Below are 18,798 nucleotides of genomic sequence, written 5' to 3'. Positions count from 1 at the left end.
GGGCCGAGAGTCTTCGAAGGGACCAATCCGGTGAACAAGAAGTTTGCGGCCGCAGTGTCCGGCGGTGCGGTGCTGATGCTCGTGCTGTCCGGATGCGGCGGCGAGGACGACGGGCAGAAGAAGACCGACGCGTGGGCCAAGAAGGTCTGTGACGCGTGGGGACCCCAACTCAAGAAGATCGAAAGCTCCAACGTCGACATCAAGCGCGTGGCCACGGAGAGCAGCAAGCCGGAGGAGGTCCAACAGACCGACTCGGCGGCGTTCCAGGTCATGTCCGAGGCGTACAAGTCCATGGGGACCGCTCTGACCGGGGCGGGAGTCCCGCCGGTCAAGGGTGGCGAGGAGACGCAGAACGCCGCTGTCCAGGGCTTCGCGGCGACCTCCAAGGGCTATGCCGACCTCAAGGTGAAGATGGACGCCCTCGACGTCAAGGACCAGACGAAGTTCGCCGAGGGCCTCAAGGACGTGGCCGGCGGACTGGAGGCGGCGACCCAGGGCGGCAAGCAGGCCCTGGACAAGCTGAAGACGGGTGGCCTGGACAAGGCGATGAACGGTCAGCCGGGCTGCCAGGTCCAGACGACGACGGCCGGTTAGCGCGCAGCGGCGGGCCGGTGGGTGACCCCGGCCCCACCGCCGTCGCGTGCGCGGACGCACGTCGACCGGGGCGGGCGGGGTCCTCGACGGACACCGCCCGCCCCGTCGGCGTTTCCCGCACGGTTCCGTTCCTGACGGTCCCTGACCGTCCCGACCGCGGCCTGATCGCGGTCCGGGCGCTGCCCGTGGGGGCTCCGGGCGCTGCCCGATCGGGGTCCGGGCGCGTGGTGCGCACCGAATGCCCGGGGTGGGCCGCCGCGATTGCCGGGGGCAGCGGCCACAATGGACGCGTGAGTACCACCAGCCTTCCCTCGCCCGACCGTGCCGCCGCGCTCCGCGCCGCCCTGCTGGCCGTCGGCTTCACCGCCGACGGGCTGCTCGACCTGCTCGGCGCCCCCGCCTACGCCGCGTTGGCCCGCAGCGAGACCGTCCCCGCCCTGCGCGCCACCCGAGGCCGCGCGGACGACCCGCTCGCCGGCCTGGTTCGGCTGTTCCTGCTCCGGCAGTCCGTGCCGTACGGACACGCCGGCGCGGCGCTGCCCGTCGACGCGGCGTTGGAGGACGGCTGGCTGCGGCGGGAGGGCGACGAGGTGTACGCCACCGTCGACGTGCGCCCGTACGGCGGACCGGACGGCGAGGACTGGTTCATCGTCTCCGACCTGGGGTGCGCCGTGGGCGGGGCCGGCGGCATCGGCCGTCGTGAGGAGGGCGTGGTGCTGGGAGTCGGCGGCGCCTCCACGACATTGGCCGGCATCACCGTCCGCGCCCCCGTGGGTTCGGCGCTCGACGTCGGCACCGGATCGGGCATCCAGGCCCTGCACGCGTCCCGGCACGCGACACGGGTCACGGCCACCGACGTCAACCCGAGGGCCCTGGAGTTCACCCGTTTGACGTTGGCGTTGTCCGGGGAGGCCGAGGCCGAACTGCTCGCCGGTTCCCTCTTCGAGCCGGTCGGCGAGACCACATACGACCTGATCGTGTCGAACCCGCCCTTCGTGATCTCCCCCGGCGCCCGCCTCACGTACCGCGACGGCGGCATGGGCGGGGACGACCTGTGCCGGACCCTGGTCCAGCAGGCCGGCGAGCACCTGAACCCGGGCGGGTACGCGCAGTTCCTCGGCAACTGGCAGCACGTGGAGGGCGAGGACTGGCACGACCGGCTCCGCTCCTGGGTGCCGCGCGGCTGCGACGCGTGGATCGTGCAGCGCGACGTGCAGGACGTGACGCAGTACGCGGAACTGTGGCTGAGGGACGCGGGCGACCACCGCAGCGATCCCGCCGAGTACGAGCGCCGCTACGCGGACTGGCTGGACGAGTTCGAGGCCCGCAAGACCAAGGCGGTCGGCTTCGGTTGGATCACGCTGCGCCGTACGGACGCGGCCGAGCCGTCGATCGTGGTCGAGGAATGGCCGCACTCGGTCGAGCAGCCGCTGGGCGAGGCCGTCCTGGCGCATTTCGCCCGCCAGGACTACCTGCGCGAGCACGACGACGCGGCGCTGCTGTCGGGGTACTTCGTCCTGGCCGAGGAGATCGTCCAGGAGCAGGTCGGCGCGCCCGGCGCGGAGGACCCCGAGCACGTCGTGCTCCGGCAGAACCGCGGAATGCGCCGGGCCACGAAGGTGGACACCGTCGGGGCCGGGTTCGCCGGAGTGTGTGACGGCTCACTCAGCGCGGGCCGGATCCTGGACGCCATCGCCCAGCTGATGCAGGAGGACCCGGTGGTACTGCGGGACCGGACCCCGGAGGCGATCCGGATGCTGGTGGAGCAGGGCTTCCTGGACCCCGTGCGCGCTCCCGCGCCGTAGCCCGGGGCGGGCGTGGCCGGGGGTCGGCGGGCGCAGCCGGGCTGCGGGCGCCGATGCCGAAGCCGTGATGTAACCCGGGGTTCGCCTGCCGTACCTCCTCGGCCGGCAGGCTCCCGGGAAGCGGGATCCGGGGGGATCCCGGAGCGGCCCGGAAGCAAGGGGGGAACGGCATGGAACGCGGTCCGGCGATCTTCTCCGCGCTCGTGTTCCTGCTGTTCGGAGCCGCTCTGATCGGCTGGACGGGAGCGCGTGCCCTGCACCGTGCGCCGGTGGCCGAGGGCGTACGCCCCGCCGTCGCCGTGCCCCTCGCGCTCCTGTCCGGAGCCGGCTCGCTGGCCCTCGGCGTCTGGTGCCTCCAGCGGTTCTGAGGCGGCCGTCGCGGAAGATGTTCCTCGGAGTGGGAAACCCGACGTCGGAAAGGTCCGTCGGCGGTGCGCGGGCCGGGGCCAGACGGCCCCCAGGCCACTCTGCCCGGTGACCGTGAGGGGTCCGCCGTGGCATCCGGGCGGCAGAAACGGCACTTGTCGGGTTACCGTTCGAGTGGCCGTTGCGGGCTTGTGCCGTTTGACACGGGTGCGGGTTGTACCGTCACACTCCGCAGCGTCGCCGTACCGCGACCGAGTGCCGACCGGAGAGAAGAGCCAAGTTGTCCCCGACTAGCGAGACCGCAAAGGGCGGCCGCCGACTCGTCATCGTCGAGTCCCCTGCCAAGGCGAAGACGATCAAGGGCTATCTCGGCCCCGGGTACGTCGTCGAGGCGAGCGTCGGGCACATCCGCGACCTCCCCAGCGGCGCGGCCGAGGTCCCCGACAAGTACACCGGTGAGGTCCGTCGCCTCGGCGTGGACGTCGAGCACGACTTCGCGCCGATCTACGTCGTCAACGCCGACAAGAAGGCCCAGGTCAGGAAGCTCAAGGAGCTGCTGGCCGAGTCCGACGAACTCTTCCTCGCCACCGATGAGGACCGCGAGGGCGAAGCCATCGCGTGGCACCTGCAGGAAGTCCTCAAGCCCAAGGTCCCCGTCCACCGGATGGTCTTCCACGAGATCACCAAGGACGCGATCCGCGACGCCGTCGCCAACCCGCGCGAGCTCAACCAGCGCATGGTCGACGCCCAGGAGACCCGACGCATCCTCGACCGCCTCTACGGCTACGAGGTCTCGCCGGTCCTGTGGAAGAAGGTCATGCCGAAGCTGTCGGCGGGCCGCGTCCAGTCGGTGGCCACGCGCATGGTCGTCGAGAAGGAACGCGAGCGCATCGCCTTCCGCACCGCCGAGTACTGGGACCTGACCGGCACCTTCTCCACCGGCCGGGTCGGCGACGCGTCCGACCCGTCGACGCTGGTGGCCCGCCTGAACACGGTGGACGGCAAGCGCGTCGCCCAGGGCCGTGACTTCGGTTCGAACGGCAAGCTCAAGAGCGAGGTCCTGCACCTCGACGAGGCCGGCGCCCGGGCGCTCGCCGCCGCGCTGGAGAGCGCTTCGTTCGCCGTCCGCTCGGTCGAGTCGAAGCCGTACCGCCGCTCCCCGTACGCACCGTTCCGCACGACGACGCTCCAGCAGGAGGCCTCGCGCAAGCTCGGCTTCGGTGCGAAGGCGACGATGCAGGTGGCGCAGAAGCTGTACGAGAACGGCTTCATCACCTATATGCGTACCGACTCCACGACGCTCTCCGACACCGCGGTGAACGCGGCGCGGGCGCAGGTCACCCAGCTCTACGGAGCCGACTACCTGCCGGAGAAGCCGCGCGTGTACGCAGGCAAGGTCAAGAACGCGCAGGAGGCGCACGAGGCGATCCGACCCTCGGGTGATCGTTTCCGCACTCCGGCCGAGACCGGCCTGACCGGCGACCAGTTCCGTCTGTACGAACTCATCTGGAAGCGGACCGTCGCCTCCCAGATGAAGGACGCGGTCGGAAACTCCGTGACCGTGAAGATCGGTGGACGAGCCACCGACGGCCGGGACGCCGAGTTCAGCGCGTCCGGCAAGACGATCACCTTCCACGGTTTCATGAAGGCCTACGTCGAGGGCGCGGACGACCCGAACGCGGAGCTCGACGACCGTGAGAAGCGGCTGCCGCAGGTCGCCGAGGGCGACGCGCTGTCGGCCGAGGAGATCACGGTGGACGGCCACTCGACCAAGCCGCCGGCCCGGTACACCGAGGCCTCGCTGGTCAAGGAGCTGGAAGAGCGCGAGATCGGCCGCCCCTCGACCTACGCGTCGATCATCGGCACCATCCTCGACCGCGGCTACGTCTTCAAGAAGGGCACGGCCCTCGTGCCGTCCTTCCTGTCGTTCGCCGTGGTCAACCTGCTGGAGACGCACTTCGGCCGGCTCGTCGACTACGACTTCACGGCCAAGATGGAGGACGACCTCGACCGCATCGCGCGGGGCGAGGCCCAATCCGTGCCGTGGCTGAAGCGGTTCTACTTCGGTGCCGAGGACGCGTCCGAGGTCGTACCGGCCGACGGCGACCACCTCGGTGGCCTCAAGGAACTCGTCACGGATCTCGGTGCCATCGACGCTCGGGAGATCTCCTCCTTCCCCGTCGGCGAGGGAATCGTGCTGCGCGTCGGCCGCTACGGGCCGTACGTGGAGCGCGGAGAGAAGGACGCCGAAGGCCACCAGCGCGCCGACGTCCCGGACGACATGGCCCCCGACGAGCTGACGGTGGAGTACGCGGAGGAACTCTTCGCGAAGCCGAGCGGCGAGTTCGAGCTGGGCACCGACCCCGTCAGCGGGAACCAGATCGTCGCGAAGGACGGCCGCTACGGGCCGTACGTGACGGAGATCCTGCCCGAGGGCACGCCGAAGACCGGCAAGAACGCGGTCAAGCCGCGGACGGCCTCCCTGTTCCAGTCGATGAGCCTGGACACGGTCACCCTGGACGAGGCGCTCAAGCTGATGTCCCTGCCCAGGGTCGTCGGAGTCGACGCGGAGGGCGTGGAGATCACGGCCCAGAACGGCCGCTACGGCCCGTACCTGAAGAAGGGCACGGACTCGCGGTCCCTGGAGACCGAGGGCCAGCTGTTCTCGATCACGCTGGACGAGGCGCTCGCCATCTACGCGCAGCCCAAGCAGCGCGGACGGGCCGCGGCCAAGCCCCCGCTCAAGGAACTGGGCACGGACCCGGTGAGCGAGAAGCCGGTGGTGGTCAAGGACGGCCGCTTCGGTCCGTACGTGACGGACGGCGAGACGAACGCGACGCTGCGGCGGGACGACGACGTCGAGACGATCACGCCGGAGCGCGGCTACGAACTGCTCGCGGAGAAGCGGGCCAAGGGGCCGGCGAAGAAGACGGCCAAGAAGGCCCCGGCGAAGAAGGCGCCCGCCAAGAAGGCCACGACGACGACCGCCAAGAAGACGGCGGCCAAGAAGACGACGACGGCGAAGAAGGCCACGGCGACCAAGAAGACGGCCGCGAAGAAGACGGTGGCGAAGAAGGCGACGACCGCTCCGGCGGCGTCGGACGACTAGCCGCGGCCGACCGGGTATGCCGGTCGTCGAAGGCCCCCGCGCATGCTGCGCGGGGGCCTTCGTGTTGCCCGGGAGGGGCGGGTGCCGGGGCCGGGTGGAGGGGTGGGCGCGGGGGCACACCCGGGGTTGTCCACAGGCCTCCGCAGCCACGAAGCACAGCGGATAGGCTGGGCGGATGACGCGAGCCGAGCAGCCGACGGTCGTGACCGACGCCGAGACCGCCGACGAGAACACCACCTACGACGAAGCCCTGGCCGCGGACTCCCGCGAGCGCGCGGTGCATGCCCTGCTGCGCACCCCCAGACTGCGGCGTTTGTGGAGTGCCCAGTTGGTGAGCGGCATCGGTGATGCCCTCGCCCTGTTGGTCCTGGTGTTGCTCGCCTATCAGGCGGCGATCTCCGAGGAAACGTTCGGGGACGGATACCGCGGAGCGGCCCTGGCCGTCGCGGCCGTGTTCGGGGTCCGGGTCGTGGCCACCGTGCTCTTCGGGGCCGTCCTCCTCGGGCCGCTCGCCAAGCTGACCGCCGCCGGGGGCAAGCTCGACCGCCGTTGGACGATGGTCGGCGCCGACGGGGTCCGGATCGCACTGTTCGTCGTCGCCCCGCTCTGGCTGGACTGGATCCCGGCGCACGCCATGACCGCGCTGCTGGCCACCGTCTTCGTGTCCGGGGCCGCCGAACGCCTGTGGACGCTGGCCAAGGACAGCGCGGCTCCGGCCCTGCTGCCCCCGCCGCCGCCGGAGGGGGCGACCGTACGGCCGCTCCCGGACCACCTCGACACGCTGCGGCGCCTGACCCTGCGCACCGCCTTCGCGGCGCTGCCCGTCGCGGCAGCCGCGCTGCTCGCCTCGACGCTGATCGGCCGTGCGCTCGGCCTCGGCGTGGAATGGTTCGCCGCGAACCAGGCCGCCCTGGGGTCCTACGTGGCCGCCGGTCTGTTCGCCGCGTCCGTGTCGCTGCTGCTCCCCCTGATCCTGCCCGGCACGAAGACCCCGCGCCCGCGCTCCCCGCTGGAGGGACTGCGCGCCCCCAAGGCGGGCGACCGTCCCGACAAGGGCCGTACGGGCGCCGTCCCGCTGCTCGTCCTGGCGTCCGCCGCCATCGCCGGAGCGGTGGCCTCCGCCGCCTCCGTATCCGTACTGCACGGCTTCGACCTGGGCGGCGGACCCGCTTCGTACGCCCTGCTGGTCCTCGCGCTGGTCGGTGGCACCGGCCTCGGCATCCGCGCGACCCAGGCCGGCAAGATCCTCCCCGCCCTGTCACGGCGCAGGCTGCTCGCCCTCGCCATAGCGGTGACGGGGCTCGCGCTGCTGCTCGTCGGGCTGGTCCCGGACATGGCGACCGGGCTGTTCCTGGCCCTGCTCGCGGGCACTGCCGCCGGTACCGCCGCCCATACCGCGCACACCCTGCTGGACCAGGAGACCGAGGAGTTCCGTCGGGCCCGGGTCACCGAGCACCTCCAGGCCGTCGTGCGGGTGGCCGTGGCCGTCGGGGCGGTGGCCGCCCCGCTGCTGGCCGCCGCGATCGGTCCGCACCGGCTGACCGGCGGCGAGGTCGTCTTCTCGCACGGCGGCGCGGCCTTCACCCTGATGCTGATCGGCGCCCTGCTGCTGCCCGTCGCCGTGGTGGTGCTGACCAAGGCCGACGACCGCGGCGGAGTACCGCTGCGCCGCGACCTGCGCGAGGCGCTGCGCGGCGGGGAACCGCTCCAGGCCGCCTCCACCACCGGCTTCTTCATCGCCCTGGAAGGCGGTGACGGCGCCGGCAAGTCCACCCAGGTGGAGGCGCTGGCCGACTGGATACGGGGCAAGGGCCACGAGGTCGTCGTCACGCGCGAGCCGGGAGCCACCCCGGTCGGCAAGCGGCTGCGCTCGATCCTGCTCGACGTGTCCTCGGCCGGGCTGTCGAACCGCGCCGAGGCGCTGCTCTACGCCGCCGACCGCGCCGAGCACGTGGACACCGTGGTCCGGCCCGCCCTGGAGCGGGGCGCCGTGGTCATCTCCGACCGCTACATCGACTCCTCGGTGGCCTACCAGGGCGCCGGCCGTGACCTGTCCCCGACCGAGATCGCCCGGATCTCCCGCTGGGCCACGGGTGGACTCGTACCGAACCTGACCGTCCTGCTCGACGTGTCGCCGGAGACGGCCCGGGAGCGGTTCACCGAAGCGCCGGACCGGCTGGAGTCGGAGCCCGCGGAGTTCCACCGGCGCGTGCGCTCCGGTTTCCTGACGCTGGCCGCGGCCGACCCCGGGCGCTACCTGGTGGTGGACGCGGGCCAGGACCCGGGCTCGGTGACCACCGTCGTCCGGCACCGCCTCGACCGGATGCTGCCGCTCTCCGAGCAGGAGATCGCCGCGCAGCTCGAAGCCCGACGGCTCGCCGAGGCCGAGGCGAAGCGCAAGGCGGAGGAAGAAGCGGCGCGCAAGGCCGAGGAAGAGCGGTTGCGCGTCGAGACGGAGGCCCGCAAGGCCCGCGAGGCCGAGGAGGCCCGCGTCAAGGCCGAGGCCGAGGCGGCGGAGGCACGGCGACTCGCCGAGGCCGAGGCCGTCCGCAAGGCGGAAGAAGAGCGGCGGCGCGTCGCCGAGGAAGCCCGGGCCCGGGCCGAGATCGAGCGACTGCGCGCGGAAGCCGAGGAGAAGGCCCGCGCGGCGGAGGCCGAGCGGCTGCGCGCCCAGGCGGAGGAGGAGGCCAGGCAACGCGCCGAGGCCGAGGACCGCCGGCTGGAGAAGCAGCGCCGTGCCGAGGAAGCCCTGCTCAGGGCCGAGGAGGCACGCCGGTTGGCGGAGGCGTCGGCCGCCGCCTCGGCGGCTCGGGCGGCTGCCCGGGCCGCTGCCGCTCCGCCGCCCGCCGATATCCCGGCGGAGGCACCCGCGTCGAAGGTCGGGATGCGCAAGAACCCGCACCCGGACGACGCCATCACCGTCGAGACCCCTGTGGTCAAGCGGTTCGTGCAGCCCGACGACGTCACCCAGACGGTCCCCGTGCCGAAGGTCGACCCGGCCGCGGAGACCTCGGTGCTGCCGGCGGTCCGCGACGCGGGCCCGGCCGAGGGCTCCGACCGATCGGCGCCGACCTCCTCCGGCTCCTCCGGTCAAAGCCCTTCCGCTTCCCGGCCGACGGCTCGCCGACCCCAGGAGAACCCCACCGACCGGGTGCCCTCGGACATCTTCCGGGAGTCGGGGAACCGCGGCCGGGGCGCGGCCCCGGACCGCGAGGACGACGTGACCCGCGAGCTTCCCGTCGTCGACGACGAGGGGCGGCCGCGTCGGGCGCCGTCGGACTGGGCCGAGGCGACCCCGATGGACGACCTGCCGACCCTGGCGGACGAACTCCTGGGCTCGCGCAAGGACGACGAGGACGACGAGGACCGCCGGGGTCGTCGCCGCTGAGCGGGCCCCGGGCGTCTGCCTCGACCCTCGGGCGTCTGCCTCGGCGCTCGGCCCTCGGGCCGAGTGGGCGCTGACGGGGGTGGTGCGGGCGCCGTCGGTGTCAGTGCCGTCGGTGCGGGCGCCGTCGGTGTCAGTGGCGTCCGTCAGAATGTGCAGAGGTACGCACGGACAGTGAAAGGTGGTGGGCGGGATGCCCGTATGGGACGACCTGGTGGGTCAGGAGCGCGTGCAGACGCAACTCGCTTCCGCCGCCCGTGACGCCGACGCGCAGGTCACGGCCACGTCGGAGGGGACACCGCTGCCCGCCGGCTCCAGGATGACCCACGCCTGGCTGTTCACCGGCCCGCCGGGATCGGGGCGGGCCACCGCCGCCCGCGCCTTCGCGGCGGCCCTCCAGTGCACCAGCCCCGACCGTGCCCTCGGCGGGGAACCGGGCTGCGGCTTCTGCGACGGCTGCCACACCACCGTGATCGGGACGCACGCCGATGTGGAGATCGTCCGTACCGACCTGCTGTCCATCGGTGTGAAGGAGACCCGGGCCCTGGTCCGCCGGGCCCAGCTGTCGCCGGCCGTCGGGCGTTGGCAGGTCATCGTCCTGGAGGACGCCGACCGACTCACCGAGGGCGCCGGCAACGTCCTGCTCAAGGCCGTGGAGGAACCGGCTCCGCGGACGGTGTGGCTGCTGTGCGCGCCCTCCCTGGAGGACGTGCTGCCCACCATCCGTTCCCGCTGCCGGCACCTGACGCTGCGCACCCCACCCGTGGCCGCCGTCGCCGAGGTGCTGATGCGCCGTGACGGCATCGAGCCCGCCCTCGCCGCCGCCGCCGCCCGCGCGACCCAGGGTCACATCGGCCGGGCCCGCCGACTGGCCACCGACGAGGCCGCCCGAACACGGCGCAACGCCGTGCTCAGGCTGCCGCTCCGGGTGGACGACGTGGGCGACTGCCTCAAGGCCGCCCAGGAGCTCGTCGACGCCGCCGCCGAGGACGCCAAGTACCTCGCGGAGGAGGTCGACACCAAGGAGACCGAGGAACTGCGGGCCGCGCTCGGGGCAGGAGCGGGCGCGGGCAGCAGGATGCCCAGGGGGACCGCGGGCGTCATGAAGGAGCTGGAGGACCGGCAGAAGCGCCGCCGCACCCGCACCCAGCGCGACAGCCTCGACCTGGCGCTCACCGACCTCACCGGCTTCTACCGGGACGTGCTGGCCCTCCAACTCGGCTCGGGCCTCGCCATCGCCAACGAGGAGATACGGGCCGACCTGGACCGGATCGCCCGGGACTCGGGCCCGGAGCGCACACTCCGGCGCATCGAGGCGATCATCGGTTGCCGGGAGGCCCTCGACCGGAACGTGGCCCCGCTGCTCGCCGTCGAGGCCATGACGATGGCGCTGCGCGCGGGCTGAACGCCGGCCGGACGGCGCCGGTGGGTGTTCGTCGCCCACCGTCCGTTGACCTGTTCACCCGTACGAGCGTTCCTGCGCGGCGGCCGGGACGCTCCGGGCCCGTGCCGGGGCGGTGGTCCGTGCCCGGACGGCGATCGGCCGGCCGGCCCGGCGGAGCCCGGCCGGGTGCTCCGCCAGGCCTTAGGCTCGCCGCATGGACACCAGTCGCCTGCTGCGCACCACCGGAACCGTGATCGCAGCCGCCGGGCTGCTGCTTGCCGGGTGCACCTCGGAGGGTTCCGGGGGAACCCGCGCCGCCGCGTCCTCGTCCGGGAACTCCACGCCGAAATCCACGGCGGGGACGGCCACGCCGGCCGCCGTCCCGGCCGCGCTGCGTCCGTACTACGAACAGAAGCTGAGCTGGCGCGACTGCGGTGTCCCCGGCTTCCAGTGCTCCACCATGAAGGCACCGCTGGACTACGCGAACCCGGGCACCCCCGGTTCGGCGCAGTCCATCGACATCGCGGTGGCCCGCCGCGTGGCCACCGGCCCGGGCAAGCGGCTCGGCTCGCTCGTCGTCAATCCGGGCGGGCCCGGCGGGTCGGGCATCGGGTACCTCCAGGCGTACGCGGGCATCGGCTACCCGGCGGCCGTACGGGCCCGGTACGACATGGTGTCCTTCGACCCGCGCGGGGTGGAGCGCAGCAGCCCCGTCGAGTGCCTGTCCGGACCGGAGATGGACCGGTTCACCCAGGTGGACCAGACGCCGGACGACAAGGCCGAGCAGGCCCTGCTGGTGGCGGCGTTCAAGAAGTTCGCGGCGGGCTGCAAGACGCGCTCGCAGCGGGTCCTGCCGCACGTCTCCACCGTCGACGCCGCACGGGACATGGACATCCTCAGAGCGACGCTGGGCGACGAGAAGCTGTCGTACGTCGGTGCCTCGTACGGCACGTTCCTGGGAGCGACGTACGCGGACCTCTTCCCGGGCCGGGTCGGCCGGCTGGTCCTGGACGGGGCCATGGACCCGTCCAGGCCCGCGCTCGAACTCAACCGGGACCAGACGGCCGGGTTCGAGACCGCCTTCCGCTCCTTCGCCAAGGACTGCGCGAAGCAGCCGGAGTGCCCGCTCGGCTCGGGGGACCCGGACGCGGTGGCACAGCGCCTGAACGAGTTCTTCCGCAAGCTGGACGCCCAGCCGGTGCCTTCGGGAGACCCGACCCGGCCCCTCGGGGAGTCCCTGGCCACGACCGGGGTGATCGCCGCGCTGTACGACGAGAGCGCGTGGCCCCAGCTGCGCGAGGCGCTCACCTCCGCGATGAACGGCGACGGGGCCGGCCTGCTGGCGCTCGCCGACAGCTACTACGAGCGCGAGGCGGACGGGACGTACGCGAACCTGATGTTCGCCAACGCCGCCGTGAACTGCCTCGACCAGCCGCCTGCCTTCTCCGGTCCGGAGGCGGTCCAGGCGGCGCTGCCCTCCTTCCAGAAGGCCTCCCCGGTCTTCGGAGCGGGGCTGGCCTGGGCCTCGCTGAACTGCGCGTACTGGCCGGTCAAGGCGACCGGGTCGGCGCGGGCGCTGGAGGCCAAGGGCGCCGCACCGATCGTGGTGGTGGGCACCACCAGGGACCCGGCGACCCCGTACAAGTGGGCGCAGGCACTGGCGGGACAGCTCGACTCGGGCACGCTCCTGACGTACGACGGCGACGGGCACACGGCGTACGGGCGCGGCAGTGACTGCATCGACAAGGCGATCAACACGTACCTGCTGGAGGGCAAGGCGCCGAAGGACGGCACCAAGTGCTGACGAGCCCGCGCACGGCTCATCGACCCTCCGTGGCAGTGGTTTCGTCCGGGTTTGTGGACATTTTCTGAACCCTGGACTACCCGGTTCAGGGCACCCGGTTCAACCCTGTAGACTTGGCGCCGCTGCTGATGAGAGCGTCCCTCCGGGGGAATTCTTGTCTCCCAGTGGTGCCGCCTTAGCTCAGTTGGCCAGAGCAACGCACTCGTAATGCGTAGGTCTCGGGTTCGAATCCCGAAGGCGGCTCGGATTAGCCCCAGGACTCACTCGCCGTGACCTGGGGCTTTTTCCTTTTCTTGACCTTACTTCTGTTGGTGTGTCAGCCCCAAGGCTCCGAAATGCGGCCCCCGGTGGCCGACCGGTGGCCAAACGTGCAAACGGTGTGCATCGGCGGTGGCCGAGAGCGGGCGGGCAGCGGTCCTGTTGTTGTTCCATCCCTACAAGCCGTCGTCCAACAGAGCCGTCGGCGAGAGCTTCGGTCAGGTCCAGTAGCCCTGGCGTGGGCGTGCATAGGGACAGGTGGCGTGGTTCCGAGTCGCCGCCAAGCGGCCTTCTTCGTGTCCGGCTGCACCGATGCTGGGCCGCACCTTCGGCCGTGGCGGCAGCGGATGGAGTGCGAGGGAGCGAGGTAAGCCAGGGTCTGCGGGAAGCCGGTGCGCTGGCAGGCTCGCCCAAAGCGGCTCGGTGGTCGCCAGGGGCATCCCCGCTATGGAAGCCCGCTCGGAACGGCGGCACCTAAAGAGGAAGATGGTCACGCTATGCGATCAATCGCGGCCAACTACACCTAGTGCGTGACGTTCATCACATGCCGGAGCCCCGGTCAGATTCCCGCTGACCGGGGCTCCTTCTCGCCTGAATCAGGCGGAGCGTTCCTCTTTGCCCTTTTCGCTCTTGCGAGGAGGCGTCATCCTGGGCCGGCGGGGAGAGGCTGTCGGCTTCCCGTCCTTCACCGCCGCCAAGGGCCTCCGGGCGTGCGGGACGAGCTGTACGACCTTCTCGGCGGCGTCACGAGCGAGGTCGTCCAGGACCGACTGGTAGATGTCCCGGGTGATCCGCGTGTCCGAGTGGCCCAGCGTTTCGGAGACCACCTTGATGTCGACCCCGGCAGCGAGCATCAGCGTCGCTGCGACGTGGCGAAGATCGTGGAGGCGGATCGGAGGGAGACCAGCGGCCTCCACCAGACGCTCGAAAAGGTCGCTGACCTTGCCAGGGTGAAGAAGGGAGCCATCCTCCTGGGTGAAGATTCGGCCGGTGTCCTGCCACCCCTCGCCCCATGCCTCCCGTTCCCGTTGCTGGCGGGCCTTGTGAGACAGGAGGTCCTGGTTCGTCTCCTCGTCGAGGGCGATCAGCCGAATGCCGCTGTCGGTCTTGGGGGCGCCCTCGTGGACCTCCCAGCCGTCCTGCACGAGCTGGGTGGCAATGGCAAGCGAGCGAGCCTTGGCCGAGTGGTCTTCCCAGCGGACGCCGCACCCTTCGCCGCGTCGTGTCCCCCGGAAGGCGATGAGCCGCCAGAGCACGTACAGCCGGTCCTGCTCGACGAAGTCGAGGAACGCGGCCGTCTGCTCGGGGGTCCAGACCATGACCGGCGAAGGCTTCTCGCCGGTCTCCTTCCAGCGCGCAATGCGCTCGTCGCTCCAGACGAGGGCCTTCGGGCTCGTGCCCGGTAGCAACTCGACGTGCGCCGCCGGGTTGAAGGCGGGCATCACCTGCTGGGCGATGGCGACGTTCAGCGCGGCACGCAGGGTGTCCCGGATGTGGGGCTGGGTGTTGAGGCCGGTAATCCGTCGGAAGGGAGGCATCGCGTCGAGCTGGGCCTGCAGCCAACGGCGGCGTGCGCGGTTCTCGGCACCCTTGTTCGGCGTGGCCTTGAGATCGTCGCGTACGACGCGCCGCTGGGCGTTCTGTTCCTGGACCTCGATGTTGCGCTCGTTGATCGCGTCGAACATCGAGTCGATGTGGTGGACACGGAGCTTGTCGAGGCGCAGATGCCCGAGGTGAGGCTTCAGGTGGACGCGGATATCGCACTCGTAGCGGGCCGCTCCACCGCGCCGCAGACGCTTGCGTCCCGCCAGCCAGGAATCGAGCCACTCCGCCACGGTGACCTTGGAGTTCAGGGACTGCCCCGTCTTGAAGCGGCGGCGGGTCTCGTCGTAGTCCGGGACGGGGTCCTTGTCCTTGACGCAGTTCTCCAGGAGGTCACTGATCTGGGTTTTACCCCACGCGTCGTCCTCCTCGGGGATGGCCATGAGGGCACGGACCTTGTCCAGCTCCTCCTGGGCCTTGGTGGACGTCTCGAAGCCGCCACGGCGGAACCGCCTGCGGTCGCCGTTCTGGCTGGGTTCGAGTTCCTGGACGGCGGTCCAAGTGCCATGTCGGCGCGAAGACTTGAGCTTGGGGCAGGAAGCGCCGTATTCCTTGTTGGTCTTCGGGTCCGTGCAGCGGCACCGTCGTATGAGGTTGCCGTTCTTCACTCGCTGTCCTCCGAGGGGGTTGATGTTTCGGGCTGGTCGACGAAGGCCAGCTCGTCAGGCAGGGACGGAGGTGCCAGCTCGCGGTCGCGCATCCGGCCACGGAACGTGCGTAGTTCCTGGCAGTCCTCGAACGCGTGCTCCTCGTAGCCTTCGGCGCGCTGCAGGAGGGTGGCTCTGCGGGAACGGTCCAGGGTGGTGCTGGCCGCCCGCCGCCTTTCCCTGGCCAAGGCGTGGGAGGACATCGCGGCAGCCACCAGATCACCGTGCTGGCGGAAGAGGCCGAGAAGGTCCCGAGCGGAGCCCTCGGGAGCGGGTTCGGCCGAGGATGACTCGCCGGTAAACCATGCGAGCGCATCCCACGTAGAGACTTCGCGACCGGGCAGGACCTCGACCGTGGCTGAGGAGCCGAGCGGGAAGAGGAGGGTCACCGGGGGGACGCCGAGGACGTCGGCAAGCACGACGACCTCCGCGACAGTGATGCTCGTCTTGCGTCCCGACTCCAGATTTTTCATCGAGTGCTCGGTGAACTCCGGCACGCCGCGCTCAGCACAGCCCTGGGCGACCTCGGCCATCGTGAGGCCGGCGGCCTTACGTGAGTCCCGCAGGCGCCGGGCGATCCGACCGGTGAACGATGTCGACCATTGATCAGGTGTCATGGTGACACTTTAGGCAGCCAAAAGGCGCTGCCGCAACTTCGTGATACTTCTACGACGTCACAGCAACACCAGATTTTCTCAGGAGGGCACCATGGCGGCATCGGATTCGTCCCGTGAGGCGCGAGGACTGACGGGCGACGAGCTGCTTGCCCTTCCTGTTGTCATCGACCTCGACACCTCAAACCGAGCGCTGATGATCGGCCGATCAACGGGATACGGACTCGCGAAGCAGGGGGAGTATCCGGTCAAGGTGCTGCGCCTCGGCAACGCCTACCGGGTGGTGACGGCCGACCTGCTGAAGTTGCTGGGCCTGGAGCGCCCGCAGGCAGGTGGAGATCAGGGCGACGACAGAAGCGAGCATCACGGCCTCGCCGCTTAGAGGCGTCAACCGAGCGATGTGCCGACCTCGACCTGTGCGACGGCGGGCCCCCGACCGACGGTCGGGGGCCCGCCGTCGTCGCTCACGCGAGCTGTTAATTAGCGGAGAGCCCAAGTAGGTCTGGTACCTATTGCTATCGTCGAGGCCATGACACCTGAGCAGTTCATGGAGACGCACGCCGAGGCCCTCGACAAGCGCCTCCAGGCCCACAAAGTCAGCCTCATCCGGATGCAGGATGAGGAGAAGGCGGCGGGACGCACTGAGGCGGTTCGCGTCCTGGGTGCCGAGATCGACTCAGTGAACGAGATCCAGAACGACCTCGGCCAGATCACGCGCGCCGAGAGCGTGAAGTAGCCCGTCGAGCGGGGCCGGCGTCCACCCTCGCCCGGTCTCATAGCCGTCGGCAGTTTGCCATTGAACCTCGCCGGTGACCGTTCAGCCGCCCCGGAGAATCTCGTTGCGCAGTCCGCGCAGCAGGGTCAGGGCGCCGGACTCGTCGGCGTCAGTGAACGCGTGGACCGCACCCAGGACCGAGATCCCGATCCGCTTGGCCGTAGCCAGGTCGTCGCCGACCAAAGCCGCCTGCTGGCGGAGGGCCTCGGTTAGCAGGAAGGTAAGGCGGGCCTGCGGATCGGCGTTCAGCTCCGCGACGAGCCGACTGAATTCGCCGCCGCCCGTGCTCGCGTTGATGCCGAACGCCGCGACCAGAATCCGCTCCAGCGTGTGCCTACCGTACTCGGCGAGGAGCGCTGGCAGAGGCCGCTCTCCCTCACCCCTCGATCCCAGGGCTGCAAGGCCCGCGTCGTTGTTGCCGACGATGGCCTCCAGTGCCGCTAGGGCTCGTAGATGCTCATCGTCAGTCAGCTCGATCCCCATAGCACCGCAGGCTAGGCCAGCGCCAACAACCTTCTGAGGCGTTCGCCTCCAAACCACCCGCCAGCGTCTCGTAGTGGTCTCCTGACTCTGCCGGGGCGAGGATACTGCCTTGCGGTCCAGCTAGGCGTCGCTCGTCCGGATCTGAGCCCCATGCTCGTTCCGCTCGTACGTCCGTCGCGTGTTCTTTTCGATCTTGCGAGCGACCTCGGAGTCCAGGTCCACGCCGTTCATCTCGGCCAGGGCTGTCAGGTAGAGGAAGATGTCGGCCAGTTCCTCACCAAGATCGGGAAGGCTCTTGCGCCAAGCCGTGAAGGCTTCGCCGACCTCGGCGGTGAGGAGACCGAACTCCATAGCCACGTCAGTGGTGTTGAACCCCTTGAGGGTCTTGTTTTCCCAGGCGAGCTTCTGGGCGGACCCGATCTCCAAGACTCCTCCAGCGGTGGTACAGCAGGTGCCTTGGAAGCCTAGCGGGAGCAGCGGGTCGGCGTGATGGCTTCGGCAGGCCGTCACCCAGCCGAAGGAAGTTCGAGAGCCGTGGTGTCGATGGTGAGCACGCGAGCGTAGTCAGCGAGGGTGGAGAAGACCCTGTCGTACCCCGTCACCAGCGCGGACACCTCCTCCAGGCTGACCGCCTCGCCGTCGCGCTGAAGGAGTCGCTGGCGTATGACGGCCGGCGGCGCGGTCAGGTGGATGAGCACGCCGGAACGCTCGATGACGCTCTCGGCCAGGTCGATCGCCTGGCTCCAGTTGATCCGGGACCGGCCCCGATGAAGGGGGCCGTAGACGAGTTCACTGATGAAGCACCGGTCGAAGAGGATCCGTCCAGGGCCCGCGAGGATGTTCCTGTAGCGGGTGGCCAGGTCGAGATGGTCGGGCGTCTTCGGGGAGTGCACTACGACGAATCCGTGGTCTGTCGATAGGCGCTCACCGAGCGTGCTCTTGCCGACGCCGTCGCAGCCTTCCAGGACCAGGGTCTGGTACTCGCCGACGATCTTGTCAAGGTTCATGCGGCCAGCCAGGACAGGACTGCGTCGCCGTTGTCGAGGTGAGCGTCGACGGCGTACTGGATCATGAGGTTCCGCCAGTTCGGCTCGCGGCCATGGGCGTGCGTGAACGTCGGGCGCGGTTGGAACGCTGCGATCCGTACCCCGCTGGCCGCAGCCGCACCTATGAGCAGGGCGGTTCCGGGTGGTGTTTCCGCCCCGGAGACGTCGGCCAGTAGCCGAGCAGCCGAGCACACCGCGGTCAGGTCGGCCAGGGCCCCTGCTACCGGGTCCGACGCGGTGAAGCGCTGGGGCACCATCACTGTGTGGCCGGCGTCGACGCACGCCTTGGCCAGGTGATCTCGTCCCCATGCCGTGTAGGGCGACGCCTCGACATAGACGGGTGCGCCGATCACGGAAGGTGCCCCTACCAGGCGGGGAGCGCGATCCGGGAGGTCGAGTAGCGCGTCGACGGCCGCATCGAGTGCTGTGTTCGTCTGGGCCACGTTGCGTGCTTGGAAGCCAGGGAAACGGGACTGCGGCGGGGTCGACGGCAGAGTTGGCGGTCCGAGCTGGGTGACGCGCACGACGCGCGTGGCCACGGCTTGGAGGAGAGGGTCGGGGAATTCGAGGCGAGGGCCGGCCTCGGTCAGCGAGTAGGTCTGGAAGTCGGTGGTGAGCACGATGACCGGGACGCCCGAAGCAGCGGCGTATCCGATCTCCATGCAGACCCCGTCGTCAAGGCTCGGGCCATGCAGGATGGCGATCATGGCGTCGAGGCGGCCGAGGCGTTCCCGGTCCAGCTCGAACAGGCGGCGGCCTTTGACCTCGGCGACCAGGTCCTCCTCGTCTGTGTCGCAGAACGGCAGGAAGACTCGATCGGGGCCGACCTTCGCGGCGAGCCGATCGGCCAGGTCGGCGGCGAGAGCGCGGTCATGCGCGGCAAAGAGCCGGTGGGCTACGTAGACGGACACCGGGAGAGGCCCCCA

The 18,798-nt window shown here is 70.6% G+C and carries 15 protein-coding genes and 1 tRNA gene; 10 read left to right on the top strand and 6 right to left on the bottom strand.

From position 1 onward, the window contains the following. The first annotated feature begins 30 nt into the window (after positions 1 to 30). From ACQEVM_RS33105 to ACQEVM_RS33070, 8 genes are all read left to right on the top strand, one after another. Positions 31 to 594, top strand: a complete 564-nt coding sequence (locus tag ACQEVM_RS33105; RefSeq protein WP_433085151.1) for a small secreted protein — start codon at positions 31 to 33, stop codon at positions 592 to 594. Between the two features lie 290 nt (positions 595 to 884). Further along, a complete protein-coding gene (locus tag ACQEVM_RS33100; protein WP_433085149.1) occupies positions 885 to 2,399 on the top strand; it encodes a DUF7059 domain-containing protein in 1,515 nt (504 codons plus the stop codon). A gap of 170 nt (positions 2,400 to 2,569) precedes the next feature. Further along, positions 2,570 to 2,767 (top strand): hypothetical protein, encoded by a 198-nt coding sequence (locus ACQEVM_RS33095; protein ID WP_351371914.1) that lies wholly within the window; start codon positions 2,570 to 2,572, stop codon positions 2,765 to 2,767. A 278-nt stretch (positions 2,768 to 3,045) separates the two neighbouring features. Further along, complete coding sequence (gene topA, locus ACQEVM_RS33090; RefSeq protein ID WP_433085146.1) at positions 3,046 to 5,874, top strand: type I DNA topoisomerase; 2,829 nt, start codon at positions 3,046 to 3,048, stop codon at positions 5,872 to 5,874. A gap of 175 nt (positions 5,875 to 6,049) precedes the next feature. Continuing rightward, positions 6,050 to 9,262, top strand: coding sequence for a dTMP kinase (gene tmk, locus ACQEVM_RS33085; protein WP_433085144.1), 3,213 nt, complete (start codon positions 6,050 to 6,052; stop codon positions 9,260 to 9,262). Between the two features lie 190 nt (positions 9,263 to 9,452). Beyond that, complete coding sequence (locus ACQEVM_RS33080; protein WP_433085143.1) at positions 9,453 to 10,664, top strand: DNA polymerase III subunit delta'; 1,212 nt, start codon at positions 9,453 to 9,455, stop codon at positions 10,662 to 10,664. A gap of 193 nt (positions 10,665 to 10,857) precedes the next feature. After that, a complete protein-coding gene (locus tag ACQEVM_RS33075; RefSeq protein WP_433085141.1) occupies positions 10,858 to 12,447 on the top strand; it encodes an alpha/beta hydrolase in 1,590 nt (529 codons plus the stop codon). Between the two features lie 169 nt (positions 12,448 to 12,616). Then, positions 12,617 to 12,690: transfer RNA gene (locus ACQEVM_RS33070), tRNA-Thr, on the top strand. A gap of 611 nt (positions 12,691 to 13,301) precedes the next feature. Here ACQEVM_RS33070 and ACQEVM_RS33065 read toward each other — a convergent pair. Continuing rightward, positions 13,302 to 14,915, bottom strand: a complete 1,614-nt coding sequence (locus ACQEVM_RS33065) for a tyrosine-type recombinase/integrase (protein WP_433085139.1) — start codon at positions 14,913 to 14,915, stop codon at positions 13,302 to 13,304. Beyond that, positions 14,912 to 15,571, bottom strand: coding sequence for a helix-turn-helix domain-containing protein (locus tag ACQEVM_RS33060; protein ID WP_433085137.1), 660 nt, complete (start codon positions 15,569 to 15,571; stop codon positions 14,912 to 14,914). The genes ACQEVM_RS33065 and ACQEVM_RS33060 overlap by 4 nt, the downstream gene beginning before the upstream one ends. 91 nt (positions 15,572 to 15,662) lie before the next feature. On the opposite strand from ACQEVM_RS33060, the gene ACQEVM_RS33055 reads away from it, so the two are divergent. Both ACQEVM_RS33055 and ACQEVM_RS33050 read left to right on the top strand, forming a co-directional pair. Further along, positions 15,663 to 15,950, top strand: coding sequence for a hypothetical protein (locus ACQEVM_RS33055; RefSeq protein ID WP_433085135.1), 288 nt, complete (start codon positions 15,663 to 15,665; stop codon positions 15,948 to 15,950). A gap of 147 nt (positions 15,951 to 16,097) precedes the next feature. Continuing rightward, positions 16,098 to 16,304, top strand: a complete 207-nt coding sequence (locus ACQEVM_RS33050; protein ID WP_433085133.1) for a hypothetical protein — start codon at positions 16,098 to 16,100, stop codon at positions 16,302 to 16,304. An 81-nt stretch (positions 16,305 to 16,385) separates the two neighbouring features. On the opposite strand, the gene ACQEVM_RS33045 is transcribed toward ACQEVM_RS33050, so the two are convergent. From ACQEVM_RS33045 to ACQEVM_RS33030, 4 genes are all read right to left on the bottom strand, one after another. Beyond that, positions 16,386 to 16,826 (bottom strand): hypothetical protein, encoded by a 441-nt coding sequence (locus tag ACQEVM_RS33045; protein ID WP_433085131.1) that lies wholly within the window; start codon positions 16,824 to 16,826, stop codon positions 16,386 to 16,388. Positions 16,827 to 16,946: 120 nt separating this feature from the next. Next, complete coding sequence (locus ACQEVM_RS33040) at positions 16,947 to 17,252, bottom strand: MazG-like family protein (RefSeq protein WP_433085129.1); 306 nt, start codon at positions 17,250 to 17,252, stop codon at positions 16,947 to 16,949. An 80-nt stretch (positions 17,253 to 17,332) separates the two neighbouring features. Further along, positions 17,333 to 17,833 (bottom strand): hypothetical protein, encoded by a 501-nt coding sequence (locus ACQEVM_RS33035; protein WP_433085127.1) that lies wholly within the window; start codon positions 17,831 to 17,833, stop codon positions 17,333 to 17,335. Next, the gene (locus ACQEVM_RS33030) at positions 17,830 to 18,783 is read right to left on the bottom strand and encodes a nucleoside 2-deoxyribosyltransferase (RefSeq protein WP_433085125.1); all 954 of its coding nucleotides are present in this window, start codon (positions 18,781 to 18,783) and stop codon (positions 17,830 to 17,832) included. The genes ACQEVM_RS33035 and ACQEVM_RS33030 overlap by 4 nt, the downstream gene beginning before the upstream one ends. Positions 18,784 to 18,798: the final 15 nt, after the last annotated feature.

The sequence above is a fragment of the Streptomyces sp. CA-243310 genome (genome assembly GCF_050936775.1).
GTDB lineage: Bacteria > Actinomycetota > Actinomycetes > Streptomycetales > Streptomycetaceae > Streptomyces.
Note: the sequence above shows the minus strand (reverse complement) of the source record. Positions and strands in the feature narration are given on the sequence as shown.